The sequence below is a fragment of the Bacillus thuringiensis genome (assembly GCF_001182785.1).
In the GTDB taxonomy this organism is placed as follows: domain Bacteria; phylum Bacillota; class Bacilli; order Bacillales; family Bacillaceae_G; genus Bacillus_A; species Bacillus_A thuringiensis_S.
Map to the genome: position 1 here is coordinate 4,306,979 of NZ_CP012099.1, position 20,375 is coordinate 4,327,353.

Consider the following 20,375-nt stretch of genomic DNA (forward strand, 5'->3'; position numbering starts at 1 on the left):
AACATAAAGAAAAACAGCAATTATAAAAATTGCTGTTTCCCTTTCGCATTATGCAGATGTTTTTGTATCAAGTACAGTACCGTCTTGTAACACCAATTTTGGCGGCTCATTATCAGCTACTGTTTCTTTTGTAAGAATACACTTCTCGATATCTTTACGAGATGGAAGTTCGAACATTACATCAAGCATTAAGCCTTCAATAATAGAACGAAGTCCACGAGCACCCGTTTTACGTTCAATTGCTTTTTTCGCAATTTCGATTAGTGCACCTTCTTCAAACTCTAACTCAACATCGTCAAGCTCCAATAGTTTTTGGAATTGCTTAACAAGTGCATTTTTCGGTTTCGTTAAAATATCAACAAGAGCATCTTCATCAAGTGGCTCTAGGTTCGCAATAACTGGAAGACGACCGATAAACTCTGGAATTAAACCAAATCTTAAAAGATCCTCTGGTAATACGTGAGATAAAACATGCTTCTCATTTACATCAGCATTTTTCTTCTCAGAACCAAATCCAATTACTTTTTCACCAAGACGACGTTTAATAATCGGCTCAATGCCATCAAACGCTCCACCACAAATGAATAAGATGTTCGTTGTATCAATTTGAATAAACTCTTGGTGCGGATGCTTACGACCACCTTGAGGTGGAACGCTTGCTACAGTACCTTCTAAAATTTTCAGAAGTGCCTGCTGCACACCTTCACCAGATACATCACGTGTAATTGATGGATTTTCGGACTTACGTGCCACTTTATCAATCTCATCAATATAAATGATTCCTTTTTCCGCTTTCTCTACATCATAATCAGCTGCTTGAATTAATTTTAGTAAGATATTTTCTACATCTTCCCCAACATATCCAGCTTCTGTTAAAGATGTTGCGTCCGCGATTGCAAATGGAACATTTAAAATACGCGCTAACGTTTGTGCCAGTAATGTTTTACCACTACCTGTTGGCCCGATAAGTGCGATATTACTCTTCGCTAATTCTACATCATCAATTTTGCTGTTAGAATTAATGCGTTTGTAATGGTTATATACCGCTACCGCTAGTGCTTTTTTCGCGCTATCTTGCCCGATGACATACTCATCTAAGATTTCACGAATTTCTACCGGTTTCGGTACATCTTTGAATTCTACTTCTTCGTCCTTCGCAAGCTCCTCTTGTACAATTTCAGTACAAAGTTCGATACACTCGTCACAAATGTAAACACCTGGACCTGCCACTAACTTTCGAACTTGCGTTTGTGTTTTACCACAGAAAGAACATTTTAATTGCCCTTTTTCATCATTAAATTTAAACATATTTTCACACCCCTTACAAAGTGCTAACCTCTTGCCTTCGTATGTACACGATAAATGTATCGTATGTAAATACATATTATGTCACTACGTGGCGAGAAATACAAATAATATGACTAGTTATGTACAAATAAAAAAATTTAAAACTTTTGAAATATGTATATTCGACTTGTAAAGGAACTTTTCCTTCTCCATCGAAAAGTTTTATAAATATATTTCTATATTTATAAAACAAGGCACGATTAAAATCGTGCCTTGTTATTTTATTATGCAGCGTTTTCTACTAAGAAGTCTACAGCTTTACGTACTTTAAGATCTTCAGCTAAAGCGTCTACGCTTCCAAGAGCTTGCTTGATAGCGTCTACTGGCATACCGTACATTTCAGCCATTTTTTCAACTTCTGCAGTTACTTCTTCTTCAGTAACTTCGATGTTTTCAGCTTCAATGATAGCTTCAAGAACAAGATTGATTCTTACACGTTTTTGTGCATCTTCTTTCATTTGCTCTTTTAATTTGTCAGCGTCAGTACCTGTGAATTGGTAGTAAAGCTCAAGGTTCATACCTTGTTGGCTTAAACGTTGCTCGAATTCACGAACCATACGATCTAACTCAGTGTTGATCATAGCTTCTGGAATTTCGATTTCAGCGTTAGCAGCAGCTAATTCTACTACTTCGTCACGTACTTTGTGCTCAGCTTCGTGCTTTTTGCCTTCTTCTAAGTTTGTGCGAAGTTTTGCTTTTAATTCATCAAGAGTTGCAACTTCTTCGTCAGCTTCTTTAGCGAACTCGTCGTTTAACTCAGGAAGTTCTTTTGTTTTGATTTCGTGAATTGTTACTTTGAATGTTGCTGGTTTGCCAGCTAATTCAGCAGCATGGTACTCTTCTGGGAATGATACTTCAACGTCTTTAGACTCACCAGATTTAAGACCGATTACTTGCTCTTCGAAACCTGGGATGAATGTACCAGAACCGATTGCTAGAGAGTAGTTTTCGCCTTTTCCGCCTTCAAATGCTTCGCCATCAACGAAACCTTCGAAGTCGATTACAGCTGTATCACCGTTTCCAACAGTTCCTTCTTCTTTAACAACTAGTTCAGCTTGACGCTCTTGTAAAGATTTTAATTCATTCTCTACATCTTCGTCAGTTACAGTTGTTTCAACTTTTTCTACTGCTAAACCTTTGTACTCACCTAATTTAACTTCAGGTTTCACTGTAACTTTTGCAGTGAAGATAAGGTTAGTATTTTTTTCGAACTTCTCGATGTCGATTTCAGGATGATCAACTGGGAAGATACCAGCTTCTTCAATCGCTTCACCGTATGCTTTTGGTAAAATGATATCTAAAGCATCTTGGTATAAAGATTCAATACCAAAGCGTTGTTCGAATAATGGACGAGGCATTTTTCCTTTACGGAAACCTGGTACGTTAATTGTTTTTACTACTTTTTTGAACGCAGCGTCGATAGAGTTGTTTACTTCTTTAGCATCAACTTCGATTGTTAAAACGCCAACGTTACCTTCTAATTTTTCCCATTTTGTAGACATTTATTCTTTCCCTCCAACTATAATAATGTATGCACATACCTCTATAGATTAAGATCTTCATTATCTCTTTTTTGAAATAACAAATACACAAATAATCCTCTAGCAAAAGCTTTCAGATATAATGTTCCAATCTACTAATTGCCCAGAAGACAACTACGGTATATTTTGTTCGAGAATAATATGAAACATATTAAGTAAGAGAATTACACTTCTCTTCTCTTACAAACAGGCAGATTTCTGCCTTTTGCAACCCTTACATTATAACATAGAATATGCTCGTTTCAAGAACTGAACGATTCTTTTTCATAATTATACGGGCAAATATCCTTCTCTTTCAACACGTAATAACCATTGATAGGCAATATGAAACTCTTCCAATTCGATATTATATGCTGCCATAAGCTCTTCTTCATCTATAGCCAATCCGAAACGCTTTCTTCCAATTCTCTCTAAAACAGCTGACCAAATCTCTTCTTTATCCATTAATAGAGCGAATGGGAAAATGCTAATTTGCAACTCTTTCCAATATGTAACCATTGCTTCAAATATATCGGGATAATTTTGCTCTAATCGGCTTGATAATTTATGTATAATGTTATTGGATTGCTCCTCATTATGACCTGTAAATGCTGGAATCACCTTAATCGTATTTCCAAACTTTTCTACCTCTATTTCTTCTTCTACCTGACTTTCTATCATTTTATACAAAATAGAAGTTTTCAAATAGGGGTGCTGCTCTTCGTCTATTAAAAATTTCTTTAAAACAGGTAATGCAAGATCTAAGTCTTTTAACGAAAGTCGCTGAATCGCTCTTAGCTTCTGTCCAAAGTTTTCTCCAAAAATTTCATTAGTAAACTCTTCCAATTCAAAATTTGAATCCACTAGCGATGCGTCTCCCTCATTTAGCATACCTTCTGCAAATAAAGCAAGCTGCGCTAATTTTTCCTTTTGATCAGGCATTATATCTTTCGTTTGTAAAACCTTTTCAACAGTTTCAATAACACCTTCATAATCATTTGTTTGAACTAAAATAGTTACGTACGTTTCAAGAATATCACCAAATAAGACAACTCCTGTTTTAAGCAACTGTTCACATTTGTCTTTCGCTTCTTCCATACGTTTTAATTCGAGTAAACAAATAACTGAAGCTAATTCCGTTTGTTCCGTTTCCGCATTATACTGACGTAATATTTCAAAGCAACGCAATGCATCTTCGAATTCCCGCTCTTTCAGCGCTAAAAAACCTTCATCAATATAGCGCTCTGATAGTTGCGGAAACAATACGACCGTATTTTCTTTTTTATCCATACGTCCGCCTCTTTTTCTTGATTTTAATTATGTTCAAAGTAAATATATCAAATGCGTAATGAGAACACAACATCCCTAAACTATTTGTTTGAAATATGAAAATATTTAATTTTTACATTCCAATACGAATAAATTTCTACTAAAAATTAAAATTGTACAAATAAAAATCCCCAGCAACAAGCGCAGAGGATTCATCATTAATGGAAAGTTTTTATAATTGTGGGGTATATTACAAGGGTAATAATTTGGAGAACAATAATTGCCATAACAATCATGCTAAAATAGAAGATTGGTTTACTTCGCTTCATTAAAAACATAATAATAAGCATCGTACAAGCAAACAAACTTAAGAAGAACAAACTTGTTGTCGAACTAAGTATACCACTTGGGACAAAGAACAATAACACTACACTACAAGTACCTATAATTCCAAATAACCATTCCATTCATTCACTCATTCCCTTTCCCTCTCATAGCTGTTTTCTCTAAGCGATCAAATGTTTCACAACATCAACTACATACGTTAATTTCTCATACGCTACAAATCCAAAAGCAACCGTTAAGCCCGTTACAACTAATCCTTTCATCATTTCTTCCTCCTCGTTTTATCGTTGTTATCTTCATTATAAAAGATTAGCAGTTTCTTACCATCGAACTACCTTACAGTTACCTTACAGAATTGTAAGATTTCAAAAAGAGATTTAAAAACACCTCATATCGCTTGAGGTGCTTTCACGGAATTCCTCTATAATCACTTGTAAAATTAACTTTTTTCTCTTAGTTATTTTTCGGCGAATCGATTCTTAAACTAATAGATTTACTAAATAATTTAGGATCAAAATAATTATTCATTACTTTTCTTAACTTACCTTCAGATATTTTCGTATTACAAGAAAACAAAGGATGAAAATCATGTTAATATATTTTTGTACAATTAAGAATTTAATTTACAAGGGGGATTATATATGTTTAAAAAAATGGCGGCAGATGTATTAGGACTAAGCGATGTAGGTTCTGTCATTACACCTAAAGACTATGATAAGGTCGATGCTGATGATTATGTGATGCATGAAGATGGGGAGAAAATTTATTTTCTAATTAAATCGAAATCAGATGAATATTGCTTTACAAACAAAGGGTTAATTCACTTAGACGGTACAAGCGCAACAAGCAAAAAACGTACACTGCGCCGCTATAGCTATAGTAAATATCAAATTAAAAACGTAGCACTTGAAACTGCAGGAACGATTGATTTAGATGTAGAAATTAAGTTTCAAATGGGCGATGAGCATTACTCAATTGATGTTCATAAAAAACATATTGAAGAATTAAAAGATTTATATAAAGCTTTACTTAAAATCGAAGAAATTTCATACGACAACGACATTACATTACAATATGCACATAAAAGTTTAGATATGGCATCTAATGCTTTTAGCCGTATTTCAAATGCACAAGTAAACTTAGCAGAACAATTTAAAGAGATGAATGAGATCGCCTTTAACTGGCTTGTTGATACGAAGAAACAATATAATGTGAAAGATTATGGTTTTGTATTTGAGAAGTTTATTAATAACTAAACAAAAAACCTTGTTATCAACAAGATAACAAGGTTTTCTTACCGTCCCAGGAGAGATTCGAACTCCCGCTCCGCCCATTTCCGTACTATTTTATATATTTTGATCGCAGTCTTAATATATCTTCTCCTTCGCGAATGCCTGCTGATCCCTTCCTCACATTTTTTACAACAGTCCAATTCGGGTTAGTTTCATCACCGATGTTCTGTACTGTAAAGTTGCCGTCACCATATTTCCGTTGACCTTCTGCCAATTTCTCCGTTAAATTATTCTCGTTTGATCTCGCCATCTTTGCGCCATCTCCCTTTTTATACAACCTTCTTAAACTGTCCAATCAATCACACGTCCAGTCAATTGGAGATCCTCGCTTTCCACTTCGGTTAATTGTAACACACCGTCGGAGATAAGTTCCGATAACTGCTGTTCAATCGTACTAGAATGGTAAAAACTTTTATAACATTGTAAGTGAACAATTAGGAGAATCTGGATGTTGATTTGAGTTCCACCATAAGCCTATTGATTCTTTAAATTAAATATGAGGAACAGGGCGCATAAAGTGAAACTTTAATCAGCCCTCACCAATCGGGCTGCCCGCTAATGCGGGATAAACAGCGCTCTTTTTATTTAAGAAAAAGAAGTACATATGCAACTGCTTAATATCGAAAGAAAGGTCGCAGATATTAAGAATGAACTACACTTATAACCCAAACATCAATTTTTAGACAAACAAAAAACCTTGTTATCAAAAGATAACAAGGTTTTGTTAGCGTCCCAGGAGAGATTCGAACTCCCGACCGTACGCTTAGAAGGCGTATGCTCTATCCGGCTGAGCTACTGGGACATGGAGCGGGTGAAGAGAATCGAACTCTCGACCAGAGCTTGGAAGGCTCTTGTTTTACCACTAAACTACACCCGCATATGTTATTTTATTTTCTCTTCGTTAGCGCCGTTGCCCTATCGACAATATTTATTATATGTATAACCACACATAAAGTCAACACCTTTTTTAAAAGAGGATAATTTTTCTTATCCTCTTTTAAAAACTGCTTGTTCAACTAGCTGTCCGTCTAGTGTTTCAAAACGAACTTCCATTTGATTTTCATCCATTTCTAATAAAGCAAATGTCTTCTCTACACGCTGACGTGGTAATAAAATACTGCCTGGATTAATAAATAAAACGCCGTCGATTAATTCCGCACCTAATACGTGAGAATGTCCGAAGCATGCAACTTGCGCTCCCACTTCTTCAGCATGGTACGCTAGCGTTTGTAATGTCATTTTCACATTATGACGATGTCCATGCGCAACTAAGAAGCGAATTCCATCTACATCAGTTACAATTTCATCTTGAAAGTTAGTATAATCACAGTTTCCTTTTACAACATGGAAACCTTGCAGTTCTTCATGAGCAGGCGTTAGCTCTGAATCACCGCAATGAATCATGATGTCTACTTCCCCTTCATATTTCTCTTTCAACTGCTGTAATTCCTTCACAGAGCTATGACTATCGCTTACGATTAAAGCTTTCATCATTCTCTCTCCCTTATTCTCCTAAAAACCATTCCGGGATTTTTTCTTCTAACTTACGAAGAGCGCGGCCACGGTGGCTAATAGCATTTTTCTCATCTGAACTTAATTCCGCCATTGCTTTTTTGTATTCTTCCACATAAAAGATCGGATCGTATCCAAAACCATTTTCTCCTCGGCGTTGTTCTAAAATAAATCCTTCACATGTCCCATTTACAATGACAGGCTTTTTATCACCTTCAGGGAAAGCAACTGCTAATGCACAATAGAAACGCGCTTTACGCTTTTCAAAGTCCACACCATTTAATTCTTGTAACACTTTATCGATATTTGCTTGATCATTTTTCGGTTCACCAGCAAAACGCGCTGAATACACTCCTGGTTTTCCATTTAAAGCATCTACAATAAGACCCGAATCATCCGCAATTACGATAGAATTCAACTGTCTACTCAAACTATCCGCTTTTAAGATCGCATTTTCTTCAAATGTTTCACCAGTTTCTTCGACTTCTTCAATATGAGGAAAATCGTGTAATGATTTCACTTCTAAATCAAATCGCTCAAATAACTCAGCAAACTCACGTACTTTTCCCATATTTTTTGTCGCTACAACAACTTGTTTCATACTTTCCACCTCTACTCTATATGAGATACGATGTTACCTAAAGCTTCTTTTTGCATATCAATCAGTTGGAAAATACCTTTTTCCGCAGCATCAAGTAGTTCATTTAACTGCGCTCTACTAAACGTCGCTTCTTCTCCAGTTCCTTGCACTTCAACAAATTGGCCTTTTCCAGTCATAATTACGTTCATATCAACGTCTGCTTTAGAATCTTCTGCATAGTTTAAATCTAAAACAACACCTTGCTCTTCAACAATTCCTACTGACGTTGCTGCTAAATAATCTTTTACTGGAATTTTAGATACTTTTTCTGCTTGTAATAATTTCTCGAAAGCTAATACCATCGCTACATATGCACCTGTAATAGACGCTGTTCTCGTTCCACCATCTGCTTGGATAACATCACAGTCAATCCAAACTGTTCTCTCGCCAAGCGCTTCTAAATCAACTACCGCACGTAATGCTCGTCCAATTAGACGTTGAATTTCCATTGTACGTCCTGTTACTTTCCCTTTGCTTGACTCCCTAATTGTACGTTGTTCTGTTGCACGCGGAATCATCGCGTATTCAGCTGTTACCCATCCTTTTCCTTCTCCACGCATAAACGGTGGTACACGCTCTTCAATTGTTGCTGAGCAAATCACCTTTGTATCCCCAACTTCAATTAATACAGATCCCTCTGGATGTTTTAAATAATTCGTATGAATATGTATATGGCGTAATTCTGTTTTCTCTCTACCATCTACTCGCATAAAAATAACCTCCTCTTAATTACTACTCGTTAGTATAGCCAAATTTAAATGTATGATATGTATACAATAAAAGAAGGAGAACCCAAAAAGCAATTCTCCTTTCTTACTTAAGTATATCAAATTATTCAAGATTAAAAACTACCTGTATTCACGTTTTCTGGACGATCTACAGGTTTTATTAACTTTCCGCCCTTTTCATCTATAAGATTTGCTTTTCCATTCACTTCAATAGAAACATTTTTCACACCTTTCTTTTCTGTTAAAGATAAAACTAACGACTTCAATACGTAATTTGAAATCATATTTTTATCTGGGTTTACAAATATATTTTCATTAAAGTTTAATGTAAGATTTCCGTCTTGTAATTTCGGATTCGTAATAAGCTTAACGCCTGGATTAAAATCATTCAGGAGCGATTGATGAATCGGACCTTTTACAAGTTCATCTATAATTGCTGCATAATCATTTTCTTTTCCTTCCGCAACTCGGCGTGTGACTGGTACGTAGTATTGCTGTTTATTATTATTTTGCGCCATGAAATATAGTGTGACTGGTTTTGTATTCGTTACATCTGCTACTTGTTCATCATCGAAGTTAATACCATTTGCACGGCTCACTCCTTCACCAAGCGGTGTACCAGCAACCGGCATCTTCGCCAATTTCTCACCATTTATTTGGAACTGCACTTGTTTTATCTCTGTAAATTGCGTCAACGTCCACGCTATAGATTCAATGATTTGACGCTCTTCTTCTTTCGCATAGTTTTTCATTTCTTTAGAGAAATCAATAACTGCCGTCCCGTCCTTTTTCAAATCTAAAGTCATCGTTGTATTCGCCGGAATGACTGCACGAAACCCATTCGGTAATAAATTCGTTACCGGTCCATCTTTCACAAGGTATTCTAACGTTTGCTTCACAGTCTCATTTGCTTTCGGAGTAGGTATAGCTAACGTTTGTGGTACAACATAACCATTTTTATCAACAAGGTATAGTTCTCTATTTACCATTTGTCCTTGCTTATCTTTTTTAGCTACTTCTTTCTTCCCACCCTCTGTATACGTAACTTGTTTTGGCGGATCAATTTGTTCAGTTGCTTTCTCCTGATTTATAAAGCCACACCCTGTTAGTAAAACAGCGCTCACAGTAGCACCAACAACCCATTTAAAAGTGGATTTAGGCATGCCATTCCCCCCTAAAATCTAAGTTTGTACTATTATGTATACGAGCCGTTTCACATTTTAGAACAAGCTGTGCCTCTTATAAAGTGAAACTTTAATCAGTGGAGGTTCTAACTGCCCAGCAAATAGCAAGATAAAACAAAAAACTCCTGATTTCTCAGGAGCTCACTTATATGAATTCTACTATTATTCTTTTTCTAAATGAATATGCTTCACATTTTCAATCGGTTGACCGAACCATTTTGATGCAATTTCTTTAAACAAGCCTATTTTTCCTGTTGTTAAGAAGAGATGATCGCTTTGTTCTTCTCCTTCATTCAACATTTTACTATGATATAAGATTGTACTTACTTCACGTGCTGTTTCATCACCAGAACTAATTAGTTGTACTTTATCTCCCATTACTTTTTTAATGACAGGTCCTAAAATTGGATAGTGTGTACACCCTAATATAAGTGTATCAATATCGGTACTTTTCAGTGGTTGCAGCGTTTCTCTTACAACTTCATACGCCATTTCACTTTCGAAATTCCCACTCTCTACAAGTTCAACGAAAGGTGGACAAGCTAAACTTTCTACCATAACACGGTTATTAATAGACTTTAACGCCTCTTCGTATGCACCACTTTTCACAGTTCCAATCGTTCCAATAATCCCAACATGATACGTGTTTGTCACTTTTAAAGCTGTACGTGATCCTGGGTGAATAACTCCCACTACTGGAATTGGTAATTGTTTTTGCATCTCTTCTAATACAACCGCAGTTGCTGTATTACACGCAATAACTAACATTTTGATATTTAAATCTAGTAAATGCTCCGTCATTTCCCACGTAAATTGACGCACTTCTTCTCGAGAACGCGGACCATAAGGACAACGTGCTGTATCTCCTAAATATATGATACGTTCTTTCGGCAACTGACGAATTAATTCCTTCGCTACTGTTAAACCGCCAACTCCTGAATCGATAACACCGATTGCTCTATTCAACTTCATCACCCGTTTTCTCATTCATCATCTTTTATGTTTATCATTATATTTTACACACTTTAAGTTCGCTCACTTCAAATGCTTCTGTATGAAAATTTTCATTTGCCCATGTATAGACTAGGACCTTTTTTATTTTGCTCCTTTTTTTCATAATTTGCAAGATAGAAAAATAACCGACCTTCTATAAGAAAGTCGGTTTCTTCTATATAAAGTGCATATTCATTGCTCCATCTTTTTTTGAAAAGAAGACATTCCCATTAATAAGACGAAATGAACAGAAATTAAAATGACGATCAAAATAAAATTCAATCGATAACTATTTGTAGATTCCATAATTTTGCTCGCTACAGCTGGTCCGAATGCCATACCGAAAAAGTTAATTAAATTATATAAACCAAGGCCAACTCCAACTTTAGCTGGATTTAATGTTTTCGGAATAAATGTGTTTAATGATACTTGAATTGCCGAATAACTCATAAATGTTAAAATAACCGCAAATAAAATAAAGAGTGAGTTCCCGTCTGGAATAATCCCTAAAATTAAAAAGCCAATGATCATAACTACAGACGCTACATACATCATCCTCACATTCCCAAACGCAGGAATAATCTTTCCGGTAATAAAACTAGATACAATACCAAAGAGAGATGCAACAAACAATACAATTCCAATAACGAACGGAGACAATCCGTGCCCTCTTCCTAACAGTAATGGTAATAATAATAAACTAGCACATAACGCCACATTAATGATAAATCCGACCGCTATTAAACGCAGTAATGGTTTATTTGTAAACAACTCAATATCAATAAACGGCGACTCTGCTCTCTTCATATGAGCCTTGAATAAAAATAGGAAAGCAACAGATAACACAAAAAGCCAACTATTAATATTCACTCCTAATAAAACGGTCGTAATCAATACAAATAATAAAAATGCTCCAATGAAATCAAAGTGGAACACTTCATCGGTATGTTGCACCTCTTCTGGCATAAATTTTACGAGCAAGAAAATACCAACCATTGAAATAACCATAAATAAAAATAAATACGGCCACCCTAACGTATTTGTAATTGCCCCACCAACTAAAGGTCCAATACCAACCGCTAATGCAATAGAAGAACTAATCATTGCTAACGCACCCGGTTTTTTAGCTGGAGCAACTAATTTAGCCACCGCAATCATACTAAGCGCAATAAACGCTGCTCCTCCGCTCGCCTGCACTAGCCTTGCGAAAATGATAATCTCATAAGATTGATTCACAAACCCAACAATAGAACCAGCTACAAATATGATAATAGAAATAATTAATAGCCTTTTTACACTGTAACGATCAGCCAGTTTTCCATATATCATCGAACCAATACCGACGACTAAAGAATACCCTACTACAACCCAACTTACTTTCGATTGACTAATTGATAAATCATTAGCAATATCCTCTAGCGCTACATTAAATAACACAGCGTTCATCGGTCCTAACAAAACAATAAAACATAATGTAAAAACAAACCATTTCGAATGGTTACTTATATCTTTCCCCATGTGTAACACTCTCCTGATTACAATTTTAAAACTGTCAAACTATTGATAAAAAAATGAAGTTATTTAAATGTTGTATCACCACTAAACAACTTCATTAAATGTATAAATGGTGCTAATTTATCGTGCGATAAATTGAATTCGAAACGAAACACGTATATTGTTCGATATTCATGGAACTATCATAGTTTCAGCATTACAGTTTGTCAACGAAAAACATACAAAGTAAACTAGTTTAGTCTTTTTAGTTTACTTTGTTCAAAAGTTATTATACACTAATTTCGAAGCTGATATAAGGAGGACTGGCATGATTATTCAAATTTGCATTTTTTAACTTAATAAAATGAAACGAATACAGAACTTTTATATAGAAGAGACATTATAGGAGGATTATGATGAAGAAAAAAATGTTAGTTGTATTAACAAGCGTAGAAAAATACCCAAATTTAAATAGGGCTACCGGACTTTGGCTCGGTGAAGCTGTACATTTCGTAAAAAAAGTAGAAGAAGCGGGTTACGAAGTTGATTACGTCAGTCCACAAGGCGGTTATACACCAATTGATCCACATAGTTTAGCAATGGCGGAGAGCATCGATTGGGAATGGTACCAAAAGAAAGAGTTTATGAATCGCCTCGGTTCTACAACGAAACCAAGTGAAGTGAATCCAGAAGACTACGCTGTTATTTATTACGCAGGTGGTCACGGGGTTATTTGGGACTTCCCAGAAAATAAAGAACTTCAAAATATTAGCCGCAACATTTATGAAAACGGCGGTATTGTTTCTTCCATTTGTCATGGAGCTGCTGGTTTATTTCATATTATATTAAGTAATGGGGATCGTTTAATTAGCGGTAAGAAGGTAACAGGCTTTTCAAATGAAGAAGAAAAATTAGCTGAATTAGATCAATTCGTTCCATTTTTAACAGAAGATGAACTCATTAAAAATGGAGGACTTTACGAAAAAGCTGCACAGCCTTGGGAAGCTTTTGCTCTAGAAGATAATCGTGTTATCACTGGTCAAAACCCAGCTTCAGGTGGTCCAGTAGCCGAATTAGTATTAAAACAGTTGCAAAAATAATTATGTACTAAAAAAAGCAGATTCCCCTCTATTAAGGGAGATCTGCTTTTTTACGAAATCATTTGCAAAATAGCAATAACTTCTTTTTCAATTTCAGAATCATCAATTGCTTCTATATACTCTGGTTTAAAAAGTTGATACTTCTTTAATTGATAAAAATCAAGTATCGCTTTCTTTAAAGTAATATCGTACTGAATACAAAAAGAATGATCTATAATACGTCGTAACATCACATCATCTTGTACCATAAATAATTGCGCATTCATTTTATTAAAATAACCTTGTTCCATACCCGCTTCAAAAAACATTTGCAAATTATGATTACGATTTTGTTGTGCAGCGACTAATTGATCTGACAAATGCGGATATGCTTCTTTCAAATCTTGCAAAAAAACATCCGAAATATATGTCACACATTTTAAAGAGTGGATAAACGTTTTTTGGAAACGTTCTGCAAAAGACATGCTTTCATCTTGATTGTCCGCATCACCTTCGAGTAGATAATTCATAAAATCCTCTACTATCGCCTCAATAATTTCATCTTTCGAAGAAAAACGTTTATATAAAGTAGCTTTACTAATATCCATATATTTCGCAATTTCATCTATTTTCAATTGGCTAAAACTCGTCTTTCTAATAACGGGCTTTATTTTATTAATATAAGTATTTGCACATGCGACTTTTCTCATTTAAAAGAGCCTCCCCTTTTGTCCATACAAAATAGTATAGCAAATTCACGAATGATTATAAATGAAGTTATTATACTTATTACGCCTTTTTAGTTTATTACATTTTCATATACTATACATAAAAAACTATAATCCATTATCACCAACTGGACGGTTACAAACCAATTTTGAGGGGGGAATTTTAGGATAAAGTGAAACTTTAATCAACCCTCACCAATTGGGCTTTTACGGGCTGCTCGGCAAATAGCGGGATAAAAATACCCACTACCTTTGTTAGTAGCGGGTACTTTTTCTATAATTTATTTACAGCCCTTTTTATAGCCTTACCTATTTCCACGCTAGACTGTGGATTTTGTCCTGTAATTAAATGCCCATCTACTACCACATGCGGCGTAAAATTGGGGGCTACATAAAACAAAGCTCCTTCTTCTTTCAACTTACTTTCTAACAAAAACGGAACGCGCTTTTCTAAATGTACAGCTTTTTCTTCATCGTTTGTATAACCTGTTATACGCTTACCGGCAACAAAAAACGAGCCATCCTTATTTTTCACACCGACTAAGGAGCTTACTCCGTGACAAACAGCCGCTACAATCCGGTTATTGTTATACATATTCTCAATTAAATTTGCTACATATGGATTACCTGGAAAATCTACAATCGCCCCGTGCCCACCACCAAATAAAACCGCATCATAATCCGAAAAATGAACATTCGAAATCGGCCTCGTATTTTGCAATAAAGAAGCTACGTGCTTGAATTCGCGAGGTATACCATTCGGAATAGACACTCTATCTATAGGTACTCTCCCACCTTTTATTGACACAATATCAACATCAAACTTAGACTTTTTAAATAAATGATAAGGAGCTGCGAGCTCTTCAAGCCACAAACCAGTCGGGTGTCCATTCATATCATGAGCACTTGTTGAAACTAACAGTATCCTTTTCAACATATCCCCTCCTTATTACCTATTTATGTATGGAGTGTTCTTATCATTCATATAGCAAGTGAAGCAAACAGAAAAATAGCCGACTCTTTGTATAAAAGTCGGCTGCTTTCTTATAGTTCGAGCTCTCCCATACGAAGAAGCTCCACAACTGCTTGTGAACGTCCTTTAACCCCTAGCTTTTGCATTGCGTTTGAGATGTGGTTGCGAACTGTCTTTTCACTTATAAAAAGTTCACCTGCAATTTCCTTCGTTGTTTTATCTTGAACCAGTAATTCAAATACTTCTCTTTCTCTCTTTGTGAGTAAAGGTTTAGATTGATACGCTTTTTCCTTCAACTGGTATAACCCTCCTTGCTTAAGCCAGAGCTGTGTATGTGTAAGTTGGGTGTTTATTTAGTCAAGATATTGTATGAACGAAATGTGCAGGTGGTGAATGAAAATGGGCTTTATTTCCTATGTTATTTTAGACTTTTATACAGTGCGTACACTCTTTTTATCCACTTACTTTCCAACGCGCCATATTTGTTCTAGCAATATACTTACAACTGTACCTACAAATAAACCATTACCGAATATATATTGCATAACAGACGGCAAGGATTGGAGTGCTCCAGACGGTAAAAACATAACGCCGCTGCCAAATAATACTGCAACGCCTAAAATCGTTACATTCCTTTCACTCATCGGCACTTGTTTTATATTATTAAATCCAATTCCAATTAACTGTACGAACGAAGCCATTAAAACAGCCGATGCGACAGCAGATGGTAAAGATGCTAAATAACGAATAATACTTGGAAAAAGAGACATTACGACTAGTAACGCACATGCCATTAAGAACGATCGTATATACTTTTGTTTTGTTAAACGTATAAATCCTGCCGTTGCTGGTAACGGAACGACACCTACAGTTGAAAATACGGAAGAGATGATATGTGAAATCCCCCCAACCCACGTCCCATCCTTCAACTGTTTTTGTTCAATAGTCGCTTTATGAATAGTTGCTTGATTAATTGCTATAATAGCTGCCACCGTATTCGAAACTAAAATACATACCATAACGAAACTGGATACTGCCATACCTGTATTCCATTTTGGAAGTCCCCAAGCAAATATATGTGGAAGTTGCACAAAATGAGTTACTTGAGATGGGATTGTCACTTTCCCTGCAATGAGAAAAATAATCCATCCACTAATTAATCCTATTAAAACTGCATAACTTTTGACAAAGCCTTTTCCAAAATTAGATAGTATAATAACGAACAGAAATATACTAAACGCGATTATTGCTGTAAATCCGTCGATTTGAGAAATAGTAGCTGTAATTCCTAGCATTCCTTTTAAAAACACACCACTTAATTGTAAACATAATAAAAGTAAAAACGCCCCTGTCACAAGCGGCGTAAATAAAAATAAAATACGCCCTATAAAACCAGTTACTCCTAATCCTATTAAAATAACACCGGAGATTATCATTCCTAATTCTAAAATTTGCAGTGTACTATGTAATTGATCCTGTCCGGCCGTTGCATAAGCAAGTACGGTAAATACACCAACCCAAGATCCAGCCGGCCCATCCGCAATTGGCAGTCTATGCCCAAGCCATCCTTGTAAAAAAGAAGATATACCAACTACAAAAAACGTACGCTGCATTAAATAAAATATTTCTTCCGTCGTAAGATGAAATAATCCGCCAACGACAATTGGTAATGCGATTGAATTTGCTAATAAAAATATAAACCATTGCAAAGTTCCCATAATATGATTTTGGTTATGTTGATTGTCCAAAATTTTCATCCCTTCTAGCTTTCCTATAAAAAATATATTGTAAGAATAAAAAAGAAGAGTTCTAGACTTACCATTAGAACCCTCCTCAAAATATTTAAACGATTCTTCTACACAAGATTATTTAATTCCACCTCATTTAAACTTCCAATAACAATATTTCCTTTATACACGACTAAACGTTTTTCTGTTTGACGCGCTACTGCTTCAGCAGCGCATGTCGCATTTGTCAAAACAAAACTCGCTTCATCCCCTACATTCGGCCATACTCGCTTCCCTTCATTATTTAACGTTTCTTTTCCTCCTGTAATAAAGCGAAGTGCTTTTCCTAAAGACCTTTCGTCACTCCACCCAAAACGCTCTGCTAATCGATTCGCCTTTTGAAGCATATCACCTGTTCCAAACGGTGACCAATGATCTGTAATACTATCATTTCCTAATGAAACCTTAACACCTTTTTTATCTAATAACGGAATTGGGATTACTTGTTTACCAATTGGCACCGTAGAAGTAATATCAATATTTACATTTGCGAGTGTTTCTGCCACTTCTTCAGCCTCTTTCTCAGTAACACCACCAAGTCCAAGTGCATGACTAATAGTTACACGGCCTTGCCATCCTGCTTCTTCTGTTAAACTTGCCAATCTCTTCATCGTAAACGTTCCAAGATTATTCGCATCGTGCAAATGAATATCAACATCCGCATTAAATTCGACTGCGATATCCATAATTGTATGTAATGATTTTTCAATGTCATTATCCACTGTAGCTGGATCCACTCCTCCGACTAGATGCGCACCCATACGCATCGCATCTTTCACGAGTTGCACAGAATTACTGCGTAATAATCCATGTTGCGGAAACGCAACAATTCTACTAGACACTCGATTTTTATATGTTTCTAATGCCGCTAACGTCGCCTCCAAATTACCAAGCCCAATAATTGGATCAACATTACAATGCGTTCTAATATTCGTTGCACCATTTTGCAGTAGTAACTCTAGCATATTTTCCGCTCTATTTTGGGCAGTTGCTAATTGCTTTGGTAAAATTTTTTCTTCTTCATTAAAACGTGTAAAAATACTTTCTGCTGGCATACAAGCTTTCCATGGGCCACTATAATATGTTTTATCAATGTGAATGTGCATCTCTTTGAAAGATGGCAACATTAATAAGTGCTTAGCATCAAAAGTTACTATATCTTCCTCTTGAACAATCCCTTTTATAATTTTTTTAATTCGACCATCTTCAATAAGTAAACTGCATAATTCTGTTTCTGTTTGTGAAATTCTCCCCTCTTCATATGTATACCCCGATTCAAGCGTTACATTAGTCAACCAATATACCGTCATCTCTATTTCCCCACCCTTTATTAAAAGTTACCTCTTACTATAATTTTAATATCAACTGAAAATTAAGACAATTAATATGACTGTTCCCTAAAAAAATGTCATACAACCTCATAGTCTCCTCATAGATTTCCATATAGAATAGAAGTATAGAGTTTGCTATAAAAAGGAGTGTATTGGAAGATGTCAAAAAGATTATGTAAATCCGAAACTGATAAAATGCTATTTGGTATATGCGGTGGTTTAGGAGAATATTTTGATATTAGCTCTACTCTCATTCGCATACTTTGGGTCATTGCAGTTTTATGTTTTGGGACGGGGTTTTTAGTTTATTTTATTTGTTTATTACTTATGCCACGCTCTTACTAATAACATTCTTTCATATATTTGAGCATAGTGTATACAAAATCCCCTATAGATTTTTCTATAGGGGATTTTTTCATGAAGAATATTTCATCGTTAAATGTAATACCGCCACTTCTTCTTCTTCATTTTTATAAATATGCTTCTTATTCGCTTCAAATTGAATGGAATCAAACTCATTTAATTCATATACATCATTCTCCACTTGAATAGACACTTTCCCTTTCATTACCGTTACAAGCTCAATCGCACCTTCATGATGAGCTTCTGGTTCATATATACTATTTGATCGTAAACAAGCACGATGCATTTCCATCCCTGTTTCTTTCGTATAACGGAGCATCGTTTCTAAATGCCATGCTTGTCCTACATCTACTGCAAATCCTTCTCCACAGCGCGCAACGGCTACAGGTTCTCCGACAACCATTAATCTGGATAAAGGAATTGATAACCCTTTCGTTATTTTCCAAATGACAGCTAGCGTCGGATTTGTTTCTCCTCTTTCGATCTTTCCTAATGTTAATTTACTAACTCCTGTTTTATGAGCTAATTCTTCTAAACTTAATTTCTGCTCATTTCGAATTTGTCTCAATAACTGTCCAACTTGTTGAATGACTTCTTTCGTTTGCATATCTTCATTTTCTTTCATATATAAAACCACCTCAAAGTATAAAATAGTTTACTTTTATTCAATTAAAGTATATCATACTATACATAATTATTTATTTTCGAAAGGAGTGCTATACTTCATGCGCGCAATTTTATTAGGTCTTTTATCATCGGCCTTTTTTTCTGCAACCTTTATTATTAATAGAGCAATGAATGTATCTGGAACAAGCTGGGCTTGGACAGCTTCCTTCCGTTTTTTATTTGCTCTCCCTATTTTATTCCTTATCGTTTTATTTCGCAAAAACTTTAGGGGATTATGGAAAGAGTTAAAAAAACATCCATTGGCGTGGATCGGATGGGGTTCTGTTGCCGGTATTGGTTTTTATTCTTTATTAAGTTTCGCAGCTGTCTTTTCTCCAGCTTGGCTCGTTGCTGGAACTTGGCAAGTTACGATTTTAGCTGGTTTACTACTATCACCACTATTTTTTGTGAAAATAGAAACAAAATCAGGTACGAAACTTGTACGTGGAAAAATTCCACTTCGTAGCTTATATGTTGCTTTATTTATTTTACTTGGTGTAATTTGTATGCAAGCAACTGCCGCAGGCCATATTACAATGACTCAGTTCATTTCAGGTTTTTTACCTGTCGTATTAGCCGCTTTCTTATATCCGTTCGGTAACCGAAAAATGATGGAGCTTGTTGGCGGACGCCTTGATACGTTCCAACGTGTATTAGGAATGGCAATTGGAAGTCTTCCTATAACAATTTTGCTTGGTGTATACGGATTTTCTACTACGGGTATTCCAACATCTAGCCAAATGCTTCAAGGATTTTTGTTAGCATTATGTTCCGGCGTTATTGCAACGATGACATTTTTCTTTGCTACTGACTTAGCAAAAGATAACCTGGCTTTACTTGGAGCTGTTGAAGCAACACAAGCTGGAACGATGGTCTTTACCGTACTTGGAGAAATTGTTTTCTTGAATGGTTCGTTTCCTGGCGGGCTTTCCCTACTTGGAATGATTATTATTATGTTAGGAATGGTTGCAAATAGTATTTTAAACCGATCTATTCCAGCCGTTAAACAGAAAAAATCAGCATAAAAAAAGAGTATGGTTCTATAGAGATGAACCATACTCTTTTTTATTGTCCCCCTATTTCGCCTTATCAGAATAGTATTTCATTGGCTGTTTATACTAAAA

At 35.6% G+C, this 20,375-nt stretch carries 21 protein-coding genes and 2 tRNA genes; 4 read left to right on the top strand and 19 right to left on the bottom strand.

Features of this window, described 5'->3' with window-relative positions; genetic code table 11:
- Positions 1–48: 48 nt before the first annotated feature.
- The 4 genes from clpX to AC241_RS22200 form a co-directional block, all read right to left on the bottom strand.
- Positions 49–1,308 carry an ATP-dependent protease ATP-binding subunit ClpX gene (clpX, locus tag AC241_RS22185; protein WP_000472289.1) on the bottom strand — a complete coding sequence of 420 codons (1,260 nt, stop codon included), beginning with the start codon at positions 1,306–1,308 and terminating at the stop codon, positions 49–51.
- 263 nt (positions 1,309–1,571) lie between these two features.
- A complete protein-coding gene (gene tig, locus AC241_RS22190; RefSeq protein WP_016080163.1) occupies positions 1,572–2,849 on the bottom strand; it encodes a trigger factor in 1,278 nt (425 codons plus the stop codon).
- A gap of 309 nt (positions 2,850–3,158) precedes the next feature.
- Positions 3,159–4,157: a hypothetical protein gene (locus AC241_RS22195; RefSeq protein ID WP_016080162.1), complete on the bottom strand. Its 999-nt coding sequence runs from the start codon at positions 4,155–4,157 to the stop codon at positions 3,159–3,161.
- Positions 4,158–4,354: 197 nt separating this feature from the next.
- A complete protein-coding gene (locus tag AC241_RS22200; RefSeq protein WP_050844554.1) occupies positions 4,355–4,603 on the bottom strand; it encodes a hypothetical protein in 249 nt (82 codons plus the stop codon).
- 519 nt (positions 4,604–5,122) lie between these two features.
- Between AC241_RS22200 and AC241_RS22210 the strand changes: the two genes are divergently transcribed.
- Positions 5,123–5,737 carry a PH domain-containing protein gene (locus AC241_RS22210; protein WP_029443374.1) on the top strand — a complete coding sequence of 205 codons (615 nt, stop codon included), beginning with the start codon at positions 5,123–5,125 and terminating at the stop codon, positions 5,735–5,737.
- 85 nt (positions 5,738–5,822) lie between these two features.
- Here the strand turns inward: AC241_RS22210 and AC241_RS22215 are convergent, their stop codons facing one another.
- From AC241_RS22215 to AC241_RS22255, 9 genes are all read right to left on the bottom strand, one after another.
- Entirely contained in the window at positions 5,823–6,023 is a 201-nt protein-coding gene (locus AC241_RS22215; protein WP_016080160.1) for a hypothetical protein, read from the bottom strand.
- A 478-nt stretch (positions 6,024–6,501) separates the two neighbouring features.
- A tRNA-Arg gene (locus tag AC241_RS22220) sits at positions 6,502–6,575 on the bottom strand.
- 1 nt (position 6,576) lies between these two features.
- Positions 6,577–6,650: transfer RNA gene (locus AC241_RS22225), tRNA-Gly, on the bottom strand.
- 110 nt (positions 6,651–6,760) lie between these two features.
- Positions 6,761–7,264, bottom strand: coding sequence for a metallophosphoesterase (locus AC241_RS22230; RefSeq protein ID WP_029443375.1), 504 nt, complete (start codon positions 7,262–7,264; stop codon positions 6,761–6,763).
- Between the two features lie 13 nt (positions 7,265–7,277).
- Positions 7,278–7,886, bottom strand: a complete 609-nt coding sequence (locus tag AC241_RS22235) for an XTP/dITP diphosphatase (protein ID WP_000815949.1) — start codon at positions 7,884–7,886, stop codon at positions 7,278–7,280.
- Positions 7,887–7,897: 11 nt separating this feature from the next.
- Positions 7,898–8,635: a ribonuclease PH gene (gene rph, locus AC241_RS22240; protein WP_016080158.1), complete on the bottom strand. Its 738-nt coding sequence runs from the start codon at positions 8,633–8,635 to the stop codon at positions 7,898–7,900.
- Positions 8,636–8,766: 131 nt separating this feature from the next.
- Positions 8,767–9,816, bottom strand: coding sequence for a spore germination protein GerM (gene gerM / locus AC241_RS22245; RefSeq protein WP_001126744.1), 1,050 nt, complete (start codon positions 9,814–9,816; stop codon positions 8,767–8,769).
- 183 nt (positions 9,817–9,999) lie between these two features.
- Positions 10,000–10,809 (bottom strand): glutamate racemase, encoded by an 810-nt coding sequence (gene racE, locus AC241_RS22250; protein ID WP_000774005.1) that lies wholly within the window; start codon positions 10,807–10,809, stop codon positions 10,000–10,002.
- A gap of 213 nt (positions 10,810–11,022) precedes the next feature.
- Entirely contained in the window at positions 11,023–12,348 is a 1,326-nt protein-coding gene (locus AC241_RS22255) for an MFS transporter (RefSeq protein ID WP_029443376.1), read from the bottom strand.
- A gap of 392 nt (positions 12,349–12,740) precedes the next feature.
- Here AC241_RS22255 and AC241_RS22260 point away from each other — a divergent pair, with 392 nt between their 5' ends.
- A complete protein-coding gene (locus tag AC241_RS22260) occupies positions 12,741–13,424 on the top strand; it encodes a type 1 glutamine amidotransferase domain-containing protein (RefSeq protein WP_050844556.1) in 684 nt (227 codons plus the stop codon).
- A gap of 50 nt (positions 13,425–13,474) precedes the next feature.
- On the opposite strand, the gene AC241_RS22265 is transcribed toward AC241_RS22260, so the two are convergent.
- The 5 genes from AC241_RS22265 to AC241_RS22285 form a co-directional block, all read right to left on the bottom strand.
- Positions 13,475–14,113, bottom strand: coding sequence for a TetR/AcrR family transcriptional regulator (locus tag AC241_RS22265; protein WP_001233012.1), 639 nt, complete (start codon positions 14,111–14,113; stop codon positions 13,475–13,477).
- Between the two features lie 292 nt (positions 14,114–14,405).
- The gene (locus AC241_RS22270; protein ID WP_043935309.1) at positions 14,406–15,068 is read right to left on the bottom strand and encodes a type 1 glutamine amidotransferase domain-containing protein; all 663 of its coding nucleotides are present in this window, start codon (positions 15,066–15,068) and stop codon (positions 14,406–14,408) included.
- A 107-nt stretch (positions 15,069–15,175) separates the two neighbouring features.
- Positions 15,176–15,400 (bottom strand): spore germination transcription factor GerE, encoded by a 225-nt coding sequence (gerE, locus tag AC241_RS22275; protein ID WP_000659484.1) that lies wholly within the window; start codon positions 15,398–15,400, stop codon positions 15,176–15,178.
- Between the two features lie 165 nt (positions 15,401–15,565).
- Positions 15,566–16,861 (bottom strand): purine/pyrimidine permease, encoded by a 1,296-nt coding sequence (locus AC241_RS22280; protein WP_050844557.1) that lies wholly within the window; start codon positions 16,859–16,861, stop codon positions 15,566–15,568.
- Positions 16,862–16,959: 98 nt separating this feature from the next.
- On the bottom strand, positions 16,960–18,201 hold the full coding sequence (locus AC241_RS22285; RefSeq protein WP_050844558.1) for an amidohydrolase family protein: 1,242 nt from the start codon (positions 18,199–18,201) through the stop codon (positions 16,960–16,962).
- 180 nt (positions 18,202–18,381) lie between these two features.
- On the opposite strand from AC241_RS22285, the gene AC241_RS22290 reads away from it, so the two are divergent.
- Positions 18,382–18,567 carry a PspC domain-containing protein gene (locus tag AC241_RS22290; protein ID WP_000044337.1) on the top strand — a complete coding sequence of 62 codons (186 nt, stop codon included), beginning with the start codon at positions 18,382–18,384 and terminating at the stop codon, positions 18,565–18,567.
- A gap of 70 nt (positions 18,568–18,637) precedes the next feature.
- Here AC241_RS22290 and AC241_RS22295 read toward each other — a convergent pair whose 3' ends face one another.
- Positions 18,638–19,210, bottom strand: coding sequence for a helix-turn-helix domain-containing protein (locus tag AC241_RS22295; RefSeq protein WP_050844559.1), 573 nt, complete (start codon positions 19,208–19,210; stop codon positions 18,638–18,640).
- 100 nt (positions 19,211–19,310) lie between these two features.
- On the opposite strand from AC241_RS22295, the gene AC241_RS22300 reads away from it, so the two are divergent.
- Positions 19,311–20,276 (top strand): DMT family transporter, encoded by a 966-nt coding sequence (locus tag AC241_RS22300; protein WP_001201639.1) that lies wholly within the window; start codon positions 19,311–19,313, stop codon positions 20,274–20,276.
- Positions 20,277–20,375: the final 99 nt, after the last annotated feature.